This window comes from Alphaproteobacteria bacterium (genome assembly GCA_040220875.1).
GTDB lineage: Bacteria > Pseudomonadota > Alphaproteobacteria > JAVJVX01 > JAVJVX01 > JAVJVX01.
Genome location: JAVJVX010000003.1, coordinates 346,306 through 364,680 on the forward strand (window position 1 = coordinate 346,306; position 18,375 = coordinate 364,680).

The following is an 18,375-nucleotide window of genomic DNA, read 5'->3' on the forward strand; positions in this document are numbered from 1 at the left end:
TTCGATTTAGACGGTTTTCTCGGGTATTCCAACGATGTCCTCGAAGCAGCGACGGGTTTTTTCGGCAAGCGCCGTAATGTCGGCCCTGAGTGCCCCGAAATCGGTTCGCCCGGTCACGCGGGCAAGGGTACGGCGCAGGCCATCGGGCGCCTTGCCTTCCTCGAACCGCCCCTCCACACAGAGGCGCAGCAACCCCTGAACCTCCAGCCATGTCTGAAAGGCCTCCGACAGACAGGCATGGGCGGCATCGTCGAGACAGCCGGCGTCGTGAAGGTTCTCAAGCACCGTCGCCGTCCCCGGGGCCAGGATCGCCGGTCGGTCGTGCCCGTGACGAAGCTGGAGGTACTGGCAGAGAAACTCGATATCGATGAGGCCGCCCGGCATATACTTGATGTCCCAGGCGTCGTGTCCCGGGTGTTCTTTTGCAATCCGCGCGCGCATGTCCAGCACGTCACCCGTCAGCTTGTCCGGCGCGCGCTGACGGGTGAGAATATCGACAATCGTCTTCTGCAGGCGTTGGTTCAGTTCGCGGCTGCCGGCGATCGGCCGGGCCTTGGTCAGCGCCATCTCCTCCCACGTCCAGGCCGATTCGGCATAGTAGCGCTCGAAAGCTTCCCATCGCGTCGCGATGGGTCCGGCGTTCCCGGACGGGCGCAGGCGCATATCCACCTCGAAGAGCCCCCCTTCGCCGGTCAGCGCGGTCAATGCGTTGATCAGCCGCTGCGCCAGCCGGGCGAAATAGGTGCCCGCCGCCAGCGGCCGCGGGCCATCGGATTCGGTCTCGGGGTCCTCGACGTCATAGACGAAAACCAGATCCAGATCGGAGCCAAGCGTCAGTTCGCGACCACCGAGCTTGCCGAAGCCGATGACCGCGATGCTGCCCCCCGGCACGTGCCCGTGATTTGTGGCAAAGTCGTCCAGGACCCGGGGCAGAAGCGTGCCGATCACGACTTCGGCGATATCGGAAAGGAGCGATGTCGCCTGCCTGATTCCGATCTGCTGGCGCAGGATCCCGGTTCCGATCAGGAAGTGGCGGTCGTTCGTCCAGCGCCGTGTCAGATTGAGGATGTCCTCGAGCGCGGCCGCCGGCCCCAGCGCCTCTTCCAGGCTTGCTTGGAGTGCTTCCTTGTCGAGCGGGTTTTCGAGCAGATCCTCGTCGAGCACGGCATCGAGCAAAATTGGATAACGGCTCAGCCGGCTCGCCAGCCGCGGCGCGGTACCCATGATCTCGGCCACCAGCGTGAGAAGCTGCGGATTGGAATGGAACAGCGAGAAAAGCTGTACTCCGGCCGGCAGCGCGTTCAGAAATTCGGCAAAGCGGACGAAGGCGGTATCAGGGTTGGCGGTTCTGGAAAGCGCCGTCAGGAGTTCAGGCATCAGTTCGGTCAGGAGCTGGCGCGCCCGATCCGAGCGCGTGGCCCGCATGCCGCCATGGTGCCAGCCACGGACAATCTCCCACACCTTGGCGGGCTCGGCGAACCCCATGTCGTGCAGGGTCTCGACCGTATCTGGATCGGGATCGCCGCCGGTAAAGACAAGATTGCCGGTTCCACCGAGGGACGGGGATTCCGCGAACAGATCGTCATAGTGTCTGGCGACGGTTTCCAGGGTCCCGCTGACGGCCTTCGCGAAGTCGGTCTCGGTTTGGTAATTCAGAAACACGCCCAGGGCCGCGAGTTTTTCCCCGTTTTCCGGCAGGGTCTGGGTCTGTTGGTCGTCGATCATCTGCAGTCGATGCTCGATGCGGCGCAGCAATGTGTAGGCATCGGCGAGTTCGCCGCTCACCTGTGCCTCCACATGTCCTGTCTGGCTGAGGGCAGCCAGGGCACCGATCGTGTCAGCGACGCGCAAATCCGGGTCGCGCCCGCCCCAGATGAGCTGCTGCGTTTGGGCGAAGAACTCTATTTCCCGGATGCCTCCCCGGCCGAGCTTGATGTTGTGGCCGGCGAAAGCGATTGCCGTATTGCCCCTGTGTTTGGCGATCTGGCGCTTGATCGAATGGATGTCCTGAATGGCCGCGAAATCGAGGTATTTGCGCCATATGAAGGGGCGGAGCATGGACAGAAAACTCTGGCCCAATGACCGGTCGCCGGCAACGGGGCGCGCCTTGATCATGGCCGCGCGCTCCCAGTTCTGGCCCATGCTTTCGTAATAGGTCTGCGCGGCGTCGATATTCAATGCCACCGGCGTGGAGCGCGGATCGGGGCGCAGGCGCAGGTCCATGCGAAAGACATACCCGTCGCGGGTGCGCTCCTCCATCATGCGCACGAGGTCGCGGCTCAGGCGCTGGGCGAACTCGGAGACTGTCTTCGAGCCCCGGTAGGGCAGGAGTTCCGGATCGAACAGAATGATGAGATCGATATCGCTTGAGTAGTTCAACTCCCGCGAACCGAGCTTCCCCATGCCCAGGACCGTGTAGCCGCAATTCCGGAGCGGATCGGCCGGGTCGGCCAGTTCAATCTGGCCCTGGTCATGGGCCTGGCGCAGGAGGTGCACGAGCGCCCGGTCGAGCGCCGCTTCGGCGAGCTCGCTGAGCGCCCCGGTGACGCGGTCGAGCGGCCATATCTCCGCAAGATCGGCCACGGCGACGGTGAGTGCCGCTCTGGACTTCGTCCTGCGCAGCTCGGCCATGATTTCGGCTTCGCCCCCGCTTTCGGCTTCCGGGCTGCGCAGCGCCTCGAGCACCCTGTCCCAGGCGGCATCCGGACCGTTCGTGAACAGCTCGAGCGCAAAGCCCGGGTCGCGCAGGATGGTCGCGGTCAGATAGGGGCTGTTGCCGAAAATCGCGGCGAGAATCCGCTGCCCATCGCTATCGGCCGCGAAATCGGCCATCTTTGAGGAGATTTCGGTGCAATCGTCGCGCTGGGCCGCCTCGCGCCAGTGGGCGAGGCCGGTCTCCGCAGCGCGGTCATCGGCAGGCAGGGGCAGTTTTTGGGACTCGACGGCGAGTTTCGGGTGGTGCATCAGCTTCAGCCAAAATATAGGTGAAGCTGGACGCAACAGGCAGGAAAGGTCAAGTGCAAGTGATCCGGCGCGGCACCAGGATACTCTTGGAGATACTCGCCGGCGTGGGGGCCGCGCTGGTGGTGGTGACCGCCATAGCCGGACTCCGCCTCTCCCAGGGACCCATCGGACTCCCGTTTCTTGAGCCCTATCTGGAAGAGGCACTGAGCGCGGCCGACGGATCATTCGCAACCTCGATCGGAGGCGCCGGACTGGTCTGGTCCGGCTGGTCGCGCGGGCTCGACACGCAGATCACGGACCTGCGCATCACCGACGGCACCGGACGCGACGTTGGCGCCGTTCCCGTGCTCGCGGTTGAATTCAGCCTTCGCGCACTCCTCAGGGCGGAAATCGCGATCAAGGCAGTTCAGATGAGGGGGGCTGAACTGCGTATCGTGCGCGGCGGCGATGGCCAGTTTCGCCTGGCCGGTATCAGTGCCGCCAACGGCGTGCGACTCCCCTTTACGATGACCGAAATCCTGGCCGTCATTCTGGCGCCGCCTGACCGCGCGAGCCCGATCGGCTATCTGACCGAGCTTCAGGTCTTCGATGCGCGTGTGGATGTCGAGGACGTGCAGACCGGTCTGAGCTGGCTGGTCGAGGGCGAGGCGCTGAAGCTGGAGCGCGACGGGGCAGGGGTGACGGGAGATTTCGCCCTCGATCTGTCATACGGCGAGGGGGTGGCCAGCTTGCGGGGTGATTTCAGCTATGCCCGGGCCGGTGAGCAGGCGACGTTTCAGGCCGAAATGACCGACCTGGTGCCGGCCGGGCTATTGGCGGGGGCGACGGACGATCATCCTCTCGCCGGGATTGATCTCCCGATGCGTGGCCAGGCGGAGGGCCGGATCGACGGAAGGACCGGCCAGATCGCCCTGTCCTTCGAGTTGTCGGCCAGCCCCGGCAGGGTCGACCTGCCGGATGTCTTTGTGGAACCCCTGCCGGTGGAAGCGCTGGCATTGCGCGGTAACTATGATTCTGAGGCGGGTATTCTCCGTCTCGGTGACGGTTTTCTCGATCTGTCCGGTCCGACGGCAACCTTTTCCGGCAGCACGAAATTCCGTGACGACGGGATGCTCCTGGCCCTCAATGCCACGATCAGCGATGTGCCGGTGGCGGATTTGTCGCGCCTCTGGCCGCGTCATGCCCCCGGCCGGGATTGGGTGACGCACAATGTCTCGGACGGGTGGCTCAAGGGCCTCTCGGCGACGGCCGAAGTGCTGGTCGCGCAAGAGGCCTTCACAGACTCTGACGCGGACCAGGATGCGGCGGACCGCCTGCAGGTTCTGGGCCTGTCGGGAAGTTTCGATTACGACGGACTCGTCATCCGTTTCATGGAAACGATGCCACCGGTCCGCGATATTTCGGGTCAGGGGAGACTGGGGGTGGACCGCATCGATTTCGAGATCGATTCGGGCCGACTGGAGAGTATCCAGCTCACCCAAAGCACGGTGGCGCTGACAGGGCTGGACGACACTCCCGGGCTTCTGGTGCTCGATTCCTTTCTCAGCGGAGATGTTCCGGCCGTGCTGGCGGTGCTCGATAACGCGCCTATCCACATTGGCGGGACCCTTGGGGCCCTGCCGGCCGAAACGTCGGGCGATTTCACCGGCTCCCTGTCGGCCTCCATGCCGCTCAAAAAATCGTTGTCCTTCGAGGAAGTCTCGATCAACGCGAGCCTGGAAACGGACGGGCTGGTCTTGCCACGCACGCTCAACGAGGTGCCGCTGACGGAGGGCACGCTCAATATCGGTCTCGATAACGAGAAGGTTACCTATAGCGGGTCCGCGACTTTCGCTGACCGGGTGCTCGAGCTGACGGGTCAGCGCTATCTCGGCGACGCGCGCGCATATCGGGGGCAGCGCACGCTGTCCGGCCGGTTCAGCGAGGCCATCTGGTCCGCCCTGAATGTCGACGTGGCGCCGGTTCTGGACGGCCCGGCCGAGATCCGGCTGACGGAAACCGTCTTTGACGATGGTGCCAGCGAAATCGAGCTCTCGGCCGATTTGGAAGCGGCGACGCTGAAAGTGCCAGGCGTCGAATGGTCCAAGTCCGCCGGGGTGCCCGGTACGGCCCAGGCGTCCCTTCGGATTGCCCCGGACGGTCAGGTCGCGATCAGGGGTTTTACCCTTGAGGGCGACGATTTTCACATAGAGGGATCGGCCGGACTTAACCGGAAGCACGAGCTTGCGTATTTCGAGGGGCCGCAGCTTCGCTTCGGTCGGACAAACATGATGGCCTCGGTCCGCCGGAATACCGATGGTGGATATCGTGTCATTCTTTCGGGCGATTCGATTGACGTATCGGAGCTCATCAACTCGATCGACGACGAGGGAGCCTACAGCCTGCCGCCGCTCAACATCGCCGCTCGCCTCGACAAGCTCTTCGTCGGGCCGGGCGAGGCGCTCGACGACGGTCAGGGACGGTTGCATTACGATGGCACGACATGGGATGACATCGAGATCGGCGCCAAGACGCCGGGGCAGGGGCTGGTAAGCTATACCATCCGTCCATCGCCGGATGGCCGCACCATGTCGCTTCGGGCCGATAACGCGGGCGCGCTCATCCGTTCGCTGGGCATCTGGGACAGAATTTCGGGCGGGCGGCTCGAAGTCTCCGGGCAATTCGGTTCGGGCGCGGGGGCGGGCGAATTCAAGGGCAAGGTCCTCCTCAACGACTACCTTCTGACCGATGCGCCGCGGGTCGCACAGATTCTGCAGGCCGCCTCGCTTTACGGCATCCTGAACATGCTTGGAGAAAGGGGGATAAGGTTTACCCGCCTCTCGGCCGATCTTTCGAGCAAGGACGGACTGATGACCGTGGAGAACGGCCAGACGGCTGGCCCCGATCTTGGGCTTACCTTCGGGGGGTTCGTCGATCCCGAGACCGACCGCATCGATCTGCGCGGAGTGATCGTTCCCGCCTACGCGATCAACAGCCTCCTCGGCAATATTCCTATTGTGGGTGATGTTCTGATGGGGGGCGAGGGGGGCGGCATATTCGCCGCCAACTATCAGCTATCAGGGTCGCTGGAAGAGCCGAAGACCAGCGTCAATCCGCTCTCCGCCCTGGCGCCGGGATTTCTCCGTGGCCTGTTCAACATCATGGAGCCGAAGCAGGACGCCTCGAGGCCGGCTGCAAACGGCGCGCCCCCGTCGCCCGGGATAGAAACGCTCCCGACGGGACCGCCGCCCGAAATCCCGGAACCGGTGCGTCCCTTTCCCGAAATCCCGGAGTCCGGCCTGCCGGCTTCCGGCAATGACGGGACTCCGGAGACGGCTCCCGCGCCTAGCCCCGGCGGATGAGCACGTGACGTTTCTTGCCGCGAGACAATTTGAAAGGCGTGCCGTCCTCGCCCCAGTACGGCAAGACGGATACTTCAGCCTCGATCACGGTCTCGTCGTTGATCCGGCATCCGCCTTGCTCGACCGTGCGCCGGGCGTCGCTCCGGCTGGTCGCAAGCCCGGCTGAGACGAGCGCGTCCACGACCGTGGGATTGCCGCTGAAATCGGCGGGCGAGATGTCGATGCGCGGCAGGCTGTCGCCGACCTGACCTTCCTCGAAGGTCCGGCGCGCTGTCTCCGCCGCCTCGCCGGCGGCGTCCCGGCCATGGCACAGCCTCGTCGCCTCGAAGGCGAGGATCTTCTTGGCCTCGTTCAGCGCCGCCCCGTCCAGGGATTCGAGGCGCGCGATCTCGTCCAGCGGCAGTTCCGTGAAAAGACGGAGAAAGCGACCGACGTCGGGGTCATCCGTGTTGCGCCAGTATTGATAGTAGTCATAGGGAGACAGGCGGTCGGCGTTGAGCCAGATGGCGCCCTGCGCCGTCTTGCCCATCTTGGCGCCCGAGGCCGTGGTGATCAGCGGCGCCGTCAGGCCGAAAACCGTGCGGTCATCGGTCCGGCGGGTCAGATCGACGCCATTGATGATATTGCCCCACTGATCAGAGCCGCCCATCTGAAGCGTGCAATTCCACCGGCGGGCAAGCTCGAGAAAATCGTAGGCTTGCAGGATCATGTAATTGAATTCGAGAAAAGTAAGATTTTGCTCGCGCTCGAGCCTGAGACGTACACTGTCGAAAGTCAGCATGCGGTTGACGGAAAAATGCCGGCCGATATCGCGCAGGAACGGCACGTAGCGGAGCTCGGCCAGCCAGTCGTCATTGTCGACCATGATCGCCTTGCCCGGCCCGTCGCCGAACTCCAGGAATTTGTCGAAAACGGACCGGATGCCCGCCATGTTGCGCGCAATTTCCTCATCATCGAGGACGCGTCGGCTTTCATCCTTGCCCGAAGGGTCGCCGACTTTCGTGGTGCCGCCGCCCATGAGGACAATGGGGGTGTGGCCGTGGCGCTGGAACAGACGGAGCAACATGATCTGGACGAGGCTGCCGACATGAAGGCTGTCGGCCGTGCAGTCGAAGCCGATATATCCGGTGACGGGACCGGCCGCGAGGGCGGTGTCGAGCGCCGCCATGTCCGTGCATTGATGAACAAAGCCCCGGGCCAGGACTTCGCGCATGAAGTCCGACGTCGCCTGATCTGTCGTCTGGGTCATTCGAGCCCTTGGGTTGACGGCCTTCCGGACCACCGACGCCTCCCGGCCGGATTTGAAATGGCCAGACCCGAAATGGCGCGGCGGCATAAGCTTTGTTGCGGCAGGGCGGCTGATTTAGCACAATCGCCCCCGCCTCACAACTTGGGCCGGACGCCGCCAATTGTCTCATTTTGAAAAGCATGCCGCCATCGGGCTGATGAGCGGCACCTCGCTCGACGGGATCGATGCCGCGCTCGCCGAGACCGACGGCGACGCCCATTTCCGGCTGATTGCCTTCGAAAGCCGGGCCTACGACCCGGCGCTCCGGACCCGGCTGCGCGATGCGGCCCTGCGCCGCCCCGAAGGCTCGTCCACCTCGCTGGGACCACTCGTGCGCGATCTGACGGATTGCCATGCCGATTTGGTCGCGGGGCTTCTGGCATCAACCGGGTGGACGGCGGATGGCGTGCGGGTGATCGGATTTCACGGCCATACGCTCTGGCACGCGCCCGAGGCAGGGTTCACGCTTCAGATTGGCGACGGGGGGCGTCTGGCCGCGCGGACCGGGATCGATGTCATTTATGATTTGCGCACGGCCGATATCGAGGCGGGCGGGCAAGGAGCGCCGCTGGTGCCAGTGTTCCACCGGGCTCTCTCGGCCGGGCATGAAAAGCCCGTGGCCGTGGCTAATATCGGTGGCGTCGCCAATGTGACCTATGTCGGTGCGGGCCAATCCGGCGGGGACGATCTCATCGCCTTTGACACGGGCCCCGGTGTCGCGGCGATCGATGATTTCATCCGCGAGCGAACCGGCGATCCGTTCGACGCCTCGGGCCGACTTGGCCTTGCGGGGCGTATCGACTGGCGGTTCGTCGATGATTTTCTGGCCGACCCGTATTTCTCACGGCCGCCGCCGAAATCGCTCGACCGGGATCATTTCGCGCAACTCCGGGTCGCGCGGCTGGATGGATTCTCGACCGAGGACGGGGCCGCGACCCTGGCGGCGTGTACCGCCGGGGCACTCGCCCGGGCGGCGGATTTCTTCCCCGCCCCGCCTCTTCAATGGTTGCTGACGGGCGGCGGGCGGCGGAACGAGGCCGTGGTGGCGGCGCTGCGCGGGTGCACGCAGGTGCCAATCGTGCAGGGGGATACCGTGGGTTGGACGGGCGACGCGATCGAGGCCGCGGCCTTTGCCTATCTTGCGGTGCGCCGCCTGGCGGGCCTGCCGGCAACCTATCCGGGGACGACCGGGGCCAGGCTGCCGACGCGCTGTGGCCGGCTTGCGAAAAAACCGGCCTGATTGGCCGGCCCGAGGCCCCGCGCCTATTCCTCCGTGGCGGGCCCGGCCGCGTCGGCGATCGCGGGTGTGATATAGGCGTCGACGATGCCGGCCATCTCCTCGATCTTGTCGCTGAAGAAATGATCGGCGCCAGCCACTTCCGTATAGGTGACGACCACGCCGCGCTGGTTGGTCAGTTTCTTCGCCAGCGCCTGAGTCGCTTCCGGCTGGACGATCTGGTCAGCATTCCCTTGCACCATCAGGCCCGATGCGGGGCAGGGGGCAAGAAAATTGAAATCATAGAGATTGGCCGGCGGCGCGATGCAGACGAAGCCGTTGATCTCGGGCCGGCGCATGAGGAGCTGCATCGCGATCCAGGCCCCGAAGGAAAATCCGGCGATCCAGCAGCTTTCCGCATTGGGGTTATAGGCCTGCAGCCAATCGAGCGCCGCCGCCGCGTCGCTCAACTCTCCCTCGCCCCGGTCATAAACGCCCTGCGAGCGGCCGACCCCCCGGAAATTGAACCGCAAGACCGAACAGCCTTGGCGCTGAAAGCTCTGGTACAGGCTGTAGACCACCTTGTTGTTCATCGTCCCCTCATGCTGGGGATGAGGGTGGAGAATCAGTGCAATCGGGCCGTTGGGCTTCTTGGTGTGCTGATAACGCCCCTCGAGGCGCCCCTCGGGGCCGTTCAGGATGACTTCGGGCATTTTAGGTTCCTTCCGGGCCGTCGCGGTGCGTTCACCAGCGCCGGAATTCCGCCGGAGCCCCCGGAGTGCGTTGAATCGGTGCGCCCGGGCGGGGCAGCGGCTTGAATCACGGCGCTAATACTTGACTAATTTACTTGGTTTACCTATAACCCAGGTCTCGGGCCTTGGGAGAGGGTTCCGGACACCGGTGCGTGCCGGGTAAAAACTGGAATGACCTTATAGATAAGGCCGACCATGCTTTTCAAGACTTTGCGCGACGAGATCAAGACAATTCGTGCCCGGGACCCGGCGGCTCGATCAGCCTGGGAGATCATCCTCTGCTACCCGGGGTTTCACGCCGTCCGCTTCCACCGCCTTGCTCACTGGCTCTGGAAGAAAGGGCTGCACACGCCGAGCCGGTTCGTCTCCCATGTCGGGCGATGGCTGACCGGGATCGAAATCCACCCGGGCGCGGTGCTCGGTCGCAACGTCTTTATCGATCACGGCATGGGTGTCGTGATCGGTGAAACGGCGGAACTGGGCGACAACGTGACCCTTTACCAGGGAGTCACGCTGGGCGGGACGAGCCGGGAAAAGGGCAAGCGGCACCCGACTCTGGCCGATGGCGTCATCGTCGGCGCCGGCGCCCAGGTGCTGGGGCCGTTGAAAGTGGGCAAGGATGCCCGTGTCGGCGCGAATGCCGTCGTCGTCAAGGACGTGCCCGAAGGTGTCACGGTGACCGGCATCCCGGCCCGTGTCGTCGCCCCGCGCGAGCGGGAGACGCAGGCGACCGATTCCCGGTTCGCCGCCTATGGCGTCGTTGCGGCGGATCTGCCTGATCCGGTGGCCCGCGCCGTGGAAGGACTTCTGGATCGTGTGAGCGCCCTTGGCCAGCGGGTCAACGCGCTGGAAGAGGAACTCCAGCGGCTGACCCCGGATCTGCCGGCGAGCCGGATGAGCGGCGGGACGGCCGAGGACGATGAGGAACTGGACGACCGCGACGTTTGAGTCCGGCGCCTTGAACGGGAAGCTCGGACACAGAAGGGAAGGAGCAGGCAATGAGACTTAGCACGAAGGGTCGGTATGCGGTGATGGCCATGGTCGACCTCGCTCGCCGCGAGGCGACGAATCCGGTCGCCCTGGCCGATATCGCGGAGAGCCAGGAAATTTCCCTCTCCTATCTCGAACAACTTTTCGCGAAACTGCGGAAGGGAAATCTGGTCTCCAGCGTCCGGGGCCCCGGCGGCGGCTACAAGCTGGCGCGACCAGCCGACAAGATGGCGATTGCTGATATCATCCTCGCCGTCGATGAGCCGATTCGCGCCACGCGGTGTTCGCCCGGTTCGCCCGAAGGCTGCCGCGCCAACAAGATGCGATGCAGCACACATGACCTCTGGGAAGAGCTCGGCAATCAGATTCATCTCTTCCTGAATTCGGTCAGCCTGTCCGACGTGGTGGAAAGCAAGGTCAGGGTCACGACACCCTTCCCCGATGACGGGGAGGAGAGCGCCCCGGCCCCCGACGGCGGGCCCGATACGTCGGTCGCGGCCGAATAGCTCGCACGCCCTTGTCATCCGGCGCCTTCCGACATGGCTCAGCCTGAACCCTCCATCTATCTGGATTACAATGCCAGTGCCCCGCTCCGTCCCGAGGCCCGGGCAGCCATGGAGGCCGCCCTTGGCCTCGCCGGCAACCCGTCCTCGGTGCATGGTTTCGGTCGCGCGGCCCGCGAATGCCTGGAAGCGGCCCGCGAAAAGGTGGCGGCGCTGGTCAACGCCCGGCCTGAAAACGTGATTTTCACGAGCGGCGGGACGGAGGCAAACAATCTCGCCCTCGCCAGTGTAGCGGGGCGGCCGGTCATCGCCTCGGCGATCGAGCACGATTCGGTGCTTCAGTCGGCCCCGCCCGACCGCCGCCTGTCGGTGACGCGGGCGGGCATCGTGGATCTCGCGGCACTTGAACGCCGCCTCGACGGGCTTGCGCCTGGCACGCTCGTTTCCGTGATGTGGGTGAATAACGAGACCGGCGCCATCCAGCCGGTCGAGGACATCGCCCGGCTGCTGGAAGGGCGCGGGATCGGATTCCACAGCGATGCGGTCCAGGCGGCCGGGCGGATCGCGCTCGATATGGCGCCTCCCGGCCCCGACATGATCAGTCTGTCCGCCCACAAGATCGGCGGTCCGACGGGCGTCGGCGCGCTGGTGCTTGGGGACAGTGTGGCTGGCGGGACCGAACTTGCGCCGCTCTTGCGTGGGGGCGGGCAGGAGCGGGGCCGCCGGGCCGGGACGGAAAACATCGTCGGCATTGCGGGCTTCGGGGCGGCGGCGGCGGCCGCGCGGCGCGATCTCGCAACATATGGCGCTCTTGCGGATCTGCGCGATTCGATCGAGGCTGCCTTGCGGGCGACCTGCCCGGAGATCGAGTTGCCGGGTCAGACCGCGCCGCGCGTCGCAAACACGCTGAACGTGATGATGGCGGGTGTGCGCGCCGAAACCCAACTCATGGCCCTTGATCTCAAGGGCATCGCGGTAAGCGCGGGGGCAGCCTGCTCGTCGGGCAAGGTGCAGCCCTCCCATGTGTTGCGCGCCATGGGCTACGGCGAGAACGAGGCGGCAACGGCGCTCCGTGTCAGCCTCGGCCCTGAGACGCGCGCGGCCGAGGTGGATCTGTTCGTCGAGGCCTGGCGCGGACTTTTCCGCCGCCTCGCCCAAACCAACCCGGCCGCGGCCTGAGATTACGGAAGAGTGCTGTGAGTCTGAGCAAGCGCATCTATCTCGATTACCAGGCGACCACGCCCATGGACCCACGGGCGCTTGACAGGATGCTGCCCTATTTTTTGGAGCGCTTCGGCAACCCGCATTCCGTCACTCATGCCCATGGCTGGGAGGCGGAGGAGGCGGTGGAAATCGCCCGCGAGCAGATCGCCCATGTCATCGGCGCCGATCCGAAAGAGATCGTCTTCACCTCCGGCGCGACCGAGGCCAATAACCTCGCGATCAAGGGGGCGGCCCGGTTTTACCGGCGCGAGCGACCCCATATTGTGACCTGCGTGGCGGAGCACAAATGCGTGCTCGAATCCTGCCGCGCCATGGAAGCCGAGGGGTTTGAGCTGACCTGTGTGCCGACCCTGAACAACGGTATCGTCGACCTGGCGGCGCTCAGAGACGCTGTCTCGGCGCGCACATGCCTTGTCAGCATCATGGCGGTGAATAATGAAATCGGCGTCATTCAACCGCTCGCGGAAATCGGCGAAATCTGCCAGAGCGCCGGCGCGCTGTTCCATACCGATGCGGCGCAGGGTTTCGGCAAGATTCCGCTCGACGTGCGCGCGATGAACATCGCGCTCATGAGTATCTCGGCGCACAAAGCCTATGGGCCGAAGGGCGTCGGCGCGCTTTACGTCCGCCGCCGGCCGCGCGTGCGCCTCATCCCGCTGATGAGCGGCGGCGGGCAGGAACGGGGTCTCAGATCGGGCACGGTGCCGGCGCCGCTTTGCGTAGGCTTCGGGTGGGCGGCCGAGATAGCGGAAAAGGAGATGGCGGATGAGGCCCTGCGCCTCACGGCGCTTCGCGACCGGTTCCTCGCGCGCCTTCGGGCGCGTGTGCCCGACATGGTGTTGAATGGCGACCGGGAGCGGCGCATCCCGGGCAATCTGAGCCTCGGCTTTCCGGGGGTGAATGGCGACCGGCTGATCGCCGGTCTGAAAGGGATTTCGGTTTCCTCAGGTTCGGCCTGTTCGTCGGCCTCGATCGAACCGTCCTACGTTCTGGCCGCGCTCGGGGTTCCGGCGGACCTGGCACAGTCGGCGCTTCGCATCGGACTGGGCCGGTTCACCACGGCGGAGGAAGTCGACCGGGCCGCGGACGAGATTGCCGCGGTGGTGGAAGAACTGCGGGCCGACGCCACCCCTGAGGCACCGGCGGAAACGGGCGCATGAAAATACGTTTCGTGACGGCAGGCGGCGAAACCCGCGAGGTGCCGGCCCGCCCGGGCGAGACGCTGCTGGCACGCGCGCAGGAGGCCGGTTTCGATCTCGAAGGGGCGTGCGGCGGCCAGATGGCCTGCTCGACCTGTCACGTCATCGTGGCGCGTGAGGATTTTCATCGCCTCGCACGCGCCAGCGCCGAGGAGCGCGAGCTTCTCTCCATCGCGCCGGGCGCGACACCGTTTTCGCGCCTCGCCTGCCAGGTGATCCTGCGCGAGGCTGATGACGGGATCACCGTGCAGGTTCCGCACGAGCACGAAAACCTTTGGGGTAAATGAAAGCGAACGCATGACTGTGACCCAAATGCCTGATTCTCAGGGAGCGACCGGCGCGGCAAGCACGGCGATGCCCTATGACATGCACGGCCTTGCCCCGGGCGCGCTTGTGGTGGTGGCGATGTCGGGCGGCGTCGACAGTTCCGTCACGGCGGCGGTGCTCAAGGAAGAGGGGTTTGACGTGGTCGGCGTCACGCTCCAGCTTTATGACCATGGGGCCGCCGTGGGGCGCAAGGGGGCATGCTGTGCCGGCCAGGATATCCACGACGCGAAGCGCGTCGCGGCGCGGCTGGAGATTCCCCATTACGTGCTGGATTTTGAAAGCCGGTTCCGGGACGACGTCATCGAGGATTTCGCCGACAGCTACGTTGCGGGAGAGACGCCGGTCCCCTGCATCCAGTGCAATCGCACGGTAAAGTTCCGCGACCTTTTCGCCGTCGCCCGCGATCTCGGCGCGGCGGCGCTGGCCACCGGCCATTACGTGCGCCGCCTGCCCGCGCCCGATGGGCCAGCGTTGTTTCGCGCCGTCGACAGCGCGCGCGACCAGAGTTATTTCCTCTTCGGGACAACGCGCGCCCAGCTCGACTTCCTGCGTTTTCCGCTCGGCGGGCTGACCAAGCCGGAGACCCGCAGGCTGGCGGAACGCTTCGAGCTTCCCGTCGCGGCCAAGCCCGACAGCCAGGACATCTGCTTCGTGCCCGACGGGAACTACGCCGATCTCGTGGCAAAGCTCCGTCCCGGTGCGATCGAGCCGGGCGAGATCGTCCATCAGGATGGCCGGGTCCTTGGCCAACACGACGGCATCATCCATTTCACGATCGGCCAGCGGCGCGGGCTGGGCGTGGGCGGGCAGGACGGGGATGCCAGCCGGCCGCTCTATGTGCTGCGCCTCGAACCCGAGACGCGGCGTGTCATCGTCGGGCCGAAATCGGCGCTCGGCCGGATGCGCCTGCTCGCGACCGGCCTCAACTGGCTGGGAGAGGGGGCATCGCCGCCGCCGGGCATGCCCGCTTCGGTCCGGATCCGCTCCGCCGCCGAACCGGCGCCGGCGCGGCTTTTTCCGGCCGGGGAGGGTGCCGTTGAAGCCCGGTTCGAGACGCCCCGGTTCGGCGTCGCGCCCGGGCAGGCGGCGGTTTTCTACGATGGGTCGCGGGTCCTGGGGGGTGGTTGGATCGCCGCCGGCGACGGCTGAGCCGGTCATCCGGTCCGGCGCTATTTACAGCGCCCCGCCAAGGCGTGAGACTGGCGTTTCTGATCTGGAACGGGAGGTTAAAATGACCGATGAACGCCGGCTCGAAATCAGCCTGGCCATCATGCGCCTGACCATGGCGGCTTTCTTCCTGGTATGGACGCTCGAAAAATTCGTGGCGCCCGAATCGACCCAGGGCATCTTCTCGCATTTCTACATGACGGAAATTTCCGTCAGCACGGTCTATATCGCCGGCGCGGTGCAACTGCTTCTGGTTCTCGGCTTTCTGCTCGGCATCTGGAAGCTCGCGACCTACGGCGCCATCCTGGTGATGCACGGCGTCTCGACCCTCTCGACGGTGGGCATCCTGGTGGACCCCTGGGCGAGCGGCACGCCCAATCATCTGTTCTGGGCGGGCGTGCCGGTGCTCGGCATGGCGGTGGCGCTTTTCCTGCTGCGCGACCGCGACCGCTGGCTCACCCTGGGTGACGGAGTATCGCACCCGGCCTGAGGGGCGGATTTCTCCCGCGCCCTCCGCCCCCGCCGGCCCGGTGGCGGAGCCCGGGTGCGATATTGACAGCGGCGGGGGGCGGGCCTATCACCACCTCCCGGCCGCGGCCGGGCGATGAAGCCGGCAGGCAGCCCCGCGCGCCCGCCGGGGCGATTTGGGGCGGAGTAGCTCAGCTGGTTAGAGCAGCGGAATCATAATCCTGAGCTCAGGGAGATGGAAAATACAACTTGGCGGAGTAGCTCAGCTGGTTAGAGCAGTGGAATCATAATCCACGTGTCGGGGGTTCGAGTCCCTCCTCCGCTACCAAATTCAATGACTTAGCGAGTGTCGCTTTGTCAACTTTGCGCAAAACCTCCGGTTGTCGTGCCGGAGGTTTTGTTGTGTTGGGTAAATGAAATCGAGCTTCCGCCCACTATCACGAAAAACCCTTATTTTTCAACGCTTCGCAAATTTTCCGGATTCTCCGTTTGACATGGATTTGACATGCAAACGGCCGTTTGTGCCCGGTTTGTTCGAGCGCTCGGGTCCGGCTTGCGTGTCAAATTCGAAGGTGAAACAGGACAGGGTGAATCAGGACAGAAGGATTTGCTCGGCGGCACGGGCGGCCGACTGCTCGTCCTGGAACTCGCGCCAGAGGTGACCGTATATATCCCATGTCGTCTGGATGCTGGCATGGCCCGCCCAAGTCTGCACCTGCTTGGGCATTGCGCCATTCTTGATCCACAGCGAGATTCCGGCGTGCCGTAAACTGTGCATGCCGAAGGGAGGCGTTTCGCCCTCCTTGATAATACCGGCTGCGACCAGAAGCGGGAGCCAGAGGCGATTGTAGTAATTCGCGTAGCTCTCGGCTTTCCCGGCGCCGTTCGCGAAGAGAAGATCGTCATCGCTCGGCGGACAGGCCAGCATCCAACGGCGCAGCGCCTTCACGGTGTGCGGACCAAGCGGAACATTCCGCACACTGCTCTTGGTCTTGACCCGTTGAAGCTGGTTCCACCGATCGGCCTTGCGCCGTATTAGAAGTTCCGGCGATGGTCCCTTAAGAATGACATGCTGCTTGCCGAGTGCCCTGAGCTCGCTGCTCCGGAGCGCCTGGAACAACAGCACACTGACAAACGCTTCGGCGCGGCCGGTTTGGTCGTAGGTCCGCGCGGCCTTCAGAACCGCCTTCAAATCATCGAGGGGAGGGATATCCAAAGGCTCTTTATCCGCCTCCCAATCGGGCGCCGTGCGCACACCGACGGCGCGCGCCGGGTTGCTGCCGATCCAGCCTTGGCCCCAGGCGTAGTCGATCACCATACGGAACGTCGAGAACACCCGCCGCGCCTGGTCGTCACTACGTTGGCTTTCCAGTTCCCGCGCATAAGCGACGCAGTCAGGACCGCTGAGCCTCGAAATCTTGAGGCCCGCGATATCGAATGGCAGCAGGTGTAGTCTGAGTAGCGACTCATAACCTTTCAGCGTGATGCGGCCGCGCTTGCCTGCCTTCACCAATTCTTCGAAATCGCTCAGAAAGGCGCCAACCGCATCCGCGATCGTGATGCTGCGCTTGTCGGGAACATGCACGCCGATTGCGATTTCGCCTTCGATCCGGATGCGCTCATCGTCTGCGGCGCGACGGGTCGAAAACTGCTTTTGCTGCAGATTGCCGGCGCGATCGACATAGTTGAGCTGCCAGGCGGTCCGCCGCTCGCCCGTTTTTGTGGTCCATGTCCGCTTTCTGATCTTGGCCATGATCGGAGTCTGAATCTAATCTTGATCAAGAACAAGGGTCTGGTGTTCGCGCTTCCTAAAGTAGGCTTCGAGCGAAGACTTCCGAGCGACAAGGCCGATACCCGGCTCGTTCCAGATCGGCATCAGACCGCGTTCGGCAAGGTGATAAACCCGCCGCGGCTTACAGCCGAGCGCATCAGCAATCGCTTTCGCGCCGCAAAGAAGGTCGCTGTGAAGCCCCATTTTTGGCTCTCCCATCCTATCCCTCCAATCGTCTCCAAATTCGTGAGAAAAACGGAATTGGGGTGAGGGAGCAGTATTTCGTGTGGAAATGGGCGACTCAATGATGGAGAAGGAAGCAATATCCAATAAGATTCTCTAAGCGTTGGCCATGGTTTCTTTGCGATGGACGGTTATTCTTTTTAATTCCAGCCTCAGGAAAACATAATCTGAAGGTCGCAGGTTCAAATCCTACCCCCGCAATAAACTCAATTACTAAAAACGCCCGCCGATCTCAGGCGGGCGTTTTTGCATCCAGGTACCTCATAGGTACCACTCGAAATCAAGGTTCAGCCAAAATGCAAGCGATGAACATCCTGATCCTGTGGCATCACGTGGCGCGCGTGGGCATTGCAGCCCAAACATGGCCGACCTCCGCCAAGCCCAGGAGATGGGCAGGCACGTCATGAAGGGCGAGCACGGCGAGACGGCCTGCCACGCCGACACCTTCATCCCCAAGGCCAAGCGCGAACGCGCCGCGCGGGACGGGGATGACCCCAAGCGCGTGCCCTTCCTCAAGCGTATAGCGCTTCACCTTGTTCAACGTCGAGCAGTGCGAGGGTCTGCCGGACGAGGCTTACGGGGGCACGTCGCCGCTTTCGGAAGCCGAGATCATTCCGCATGCCGAGCGTCTGATCGAGGGGACCGGCGCAGACTTCCGTGTCGGTGGCACCGAGGCGTTCTATGTGCGGACCAAAACTTCATCCGCGTGCCTCCGCAGCCGGCTTTCTTCGAGCAGATCAACTACTACCGCACGTGCTTTCACGAACTCGGTCATTATGCCGACTCCAGGATTATGCAGCGCCGGTTGCTTACTCTGTTGGTGAGCAAGACTTTCCAGCACAGCATATCGGCATAATCAGAGGAATTCGACCAAGGTTGACGCTCGTAGCGCAACTGCCACTGGGGAAAGGGTCAACCGTTT

Annotated in this window: 15 protein-coding genes and 1 tRNA gene; 11 read left to right on the forward strand and 5 right to left on the reverse strand. The window is 64.2% G+C overall.

Annotated elements, in window-relative coordinates:
* Positions 1 to 6: 6 nt before the first annotated feature.
* On the reverse strand, positions 7 to 2,964 hold the full coding sequence (locus tag RLQ26_01705; protein ID MEQ9087441.1) for a bifunctional [glutamine synthetase] adenylyltransferase/[glutamine synthetase]-adenylyl-L-tyrosine phosphorylase: 2,958 nt from the start codon (positions 2,962 to 2,964) through the stop codon (positions 7 to 9).
* Between the two features lie 53 nt (positions 2,965 to 3,017).
* Between RLQ26_01705 and RLQ26_01710 the strand changes: the two genes are divergently transcribed.
* Positions 3,018 to 6,305, forward strand: a complete 3,288-nt coding sequence (locus tag RLQ26_01710) for an AsmA-like C-terminal domain-containing protein (GenBank protein ID MEQ9087442.1) — start codon at positions 3,018 to 3,020, stop codon at positions 6,303 to 6,305.
* Here RLQ26_01710 and tyrS read toward each other — a convergent pair.
* Positions 6,289 to 7,554, reverse strand: coding sequence for a tyrosine--tRNA ligase (gene tyrS, locus RLQ26_01715; protein MEQ9087443.1), 1,266 nt, complete (start codon positions 7,552 to 7,554; stop codon positions 6,289 to 6,291). The two genes, RLQ26_01710 and tyrS, sit on opposite strands and share 17 nt — an antisense overlap.
* Positions 7,555 to 7,714: 160 nt before the next feature.
* On the opposite strand from tyrS, the gene RLQ26_01720 reads away from it, so the two are divergent.
* Positions 7,715 to 8,833, forward strand: coding sequence for an anhydro-N-acetylmuramic acid kinase (locus tag RLQ26_01720; protein ID MEQ9087444.1), 1,119 nt, complete (start codon positions 7,715 to 7,717; stop codon positions 8,831 to 8,833).
* Positions 8,834 to 8,856: 23 nt separating this feature from the next.
* Here RLQ26_01720 and RLQ26_01725 read toward each other — a convergent pair whose 3' ends face one another.
* Positions 8,857 to 9,522: an alpha/beta hydrolase gene (locus tag RLQ26_01725; GenBank protein ID MEQ9087445.1), complete on the reverse strand. Its 666-nt coding sequence runs from the start codon at positions 9,520 to 9,522 to the stop codon at positions 8,857 to 8,859.
* A 234-nt stretch (positions 9,523 to 9,756) separates the two neighbouring features.
* On the opposite strand from RLQ26_01725, the gene cysE reads away from it, so the two are divergent.
* The 8 genes from cysE to RLQ26_01765 all read left to right on the forward strand — a co-directional run bounded on the left by cysE (position 9,757) and on the right by RLQ26_01765 (position 15,767).
* Positions 9,757 to 10,509 (forward strand): serine O-acetyltransferase, encoded by a 753-nt coding sequence (gene cysE, locus RLQ26_01730; protein MEQ9087446.1) that lies wholly within the window; start codon positions 9,757 to 9,759, stop codon positions 10,507 to 10,509.
* A 50-nt stretch (positions 10,510 to 10,559) separates the two neighbouring features.
* Positions 10,560 to 11,057, forward strand: coding sequence for an Rrf2 family transcriptional regulator (locus RLQ26_01735; GenBank protein MEQ9087447.1), 498 nt, complete (start codon positions 10,560 to 10,562; stop codon positions 11,055 to 11,057).
* Positions 11,058 to 11,090: 33 nt separating this feature from the next.
* A complete protein-coding gene (locus tag RLQ26_01740) occupies positions 11,091 to 12,233 on the forward strand; it encodes a cysteine desulfurase family protein (protein ID MEQ9087448.1) in 1,143 nt (380 codons plus the stop codon).
* 17 nt (positions 12,234 to 12,250) lie between these two features.
* Complete coding sequence (locus RLQ26_01745) at positions 12,251 to 13,438, forward strand: IscS subfamily cysteine desulfurase (protein ID MEQ9087449.1); 1,188 nt, start codon at positions 12,251 to 12,253, stop codon at positions 13,436 to 13,438.
* On the forward strand, positions 13,435 to 13,764 hold the full coding sequence (locus RLQ26_01750) for a 2Fe-2S iron-sulfur cluster-binding protein (protein MEQ9087450.1): 330 nt from the start codon (positions 13,435 to 13,437) through the stop codon (positions 13,762 to 13,764). The genes RLQ26_01745 and RLQ26_01750 overlap by 4 nt, the downstream gene beginning before the upstream one ends.
* Positions 13,765 to 13,831: 67 nt before the next feature.
* Positions 13,832 to 14,953, forward strand: a complete 1,122-nt coding sequence (mnmA, locus tag RLQ26_01755; GenBank protein ID MEQ9087451.1) for a tRNA 2-thiouridine(34) synthase MnmA — start codon at positions 13,832 to 13,834, stop codon at positions 14,951 to 14,953.
* An 82-nt stretch (positions 14,954 to 15,035) separates the two neighbouring features.
* Positions 15,036 to 15,461 (forward strand): DoxX protein, encoded by a 426-nt coding sequence (locus RLQ26_01760; protein MEQ9087452.1) that lies wholly within the window; start codon positions 15,036 to 15,038, stop codon positions 15,459 to 15,461.
* A 229-nt stretch (positions 15,462 to 15,690) separates the two neighbouring features.
* Positions 15,691 to 15,767: transfer RNA gene (locus RLQ26_01765), tRNA-Met, on the forward strand.
* Between the two features lie 264 nt (positions 15,768 to 16,031).
* Here the strand turns inward: RLQ26_01765 and RLQ26_01770 are convergent.
* Together RLQ26_01770 and RLQ26_01775 are read right to left on the reverse strand one after the other, a co-directional pair.
* Positions 16,032 to 17,192 (reverse strand): site-specific integrase, encoded by a 1,161-nt coding sequence (locus RLQ26_01770; protein MEQ9087453.1) that lies wholly within the window; start codon positions 17,190 to 17,192, stop codon positions 16,032 to 16,034.
* A 15-nt stretch (positions 17,193 to 17,207) separates the two neighbouring features.
* Positions 17,208 to 17,414, reverse strand: a complete 207-nt coding sequence (locus RLQ26_01775) for a DNA-binding protein (GenBank protein ID MEQ9087454.1) — start codon at positions 17,412 to 17,414, stop codon at positions 17,208 to 17,210.
* Between the two features lie 427 nt (positions 17,415 to 17,841).
* On the opposite strand from RLQ26_01775, the gene RLQ26_01780 reads away from it, so the two are divergent.
* Positions 17,842 to 18,309 (forward strand): zincin-like metallopeptidase domain-containing protein, encoded by a 468-nt coding sequence (locus RLQ26_01780; GenBank protein ID MEQ9087455.1) that lies wholly within the window; start codon positions 17,842 to 17,844, stop codon positions 18,307 to 18,309.
* Positions 18,310 to 18,375: the final 66 nt, after the last annotated feature.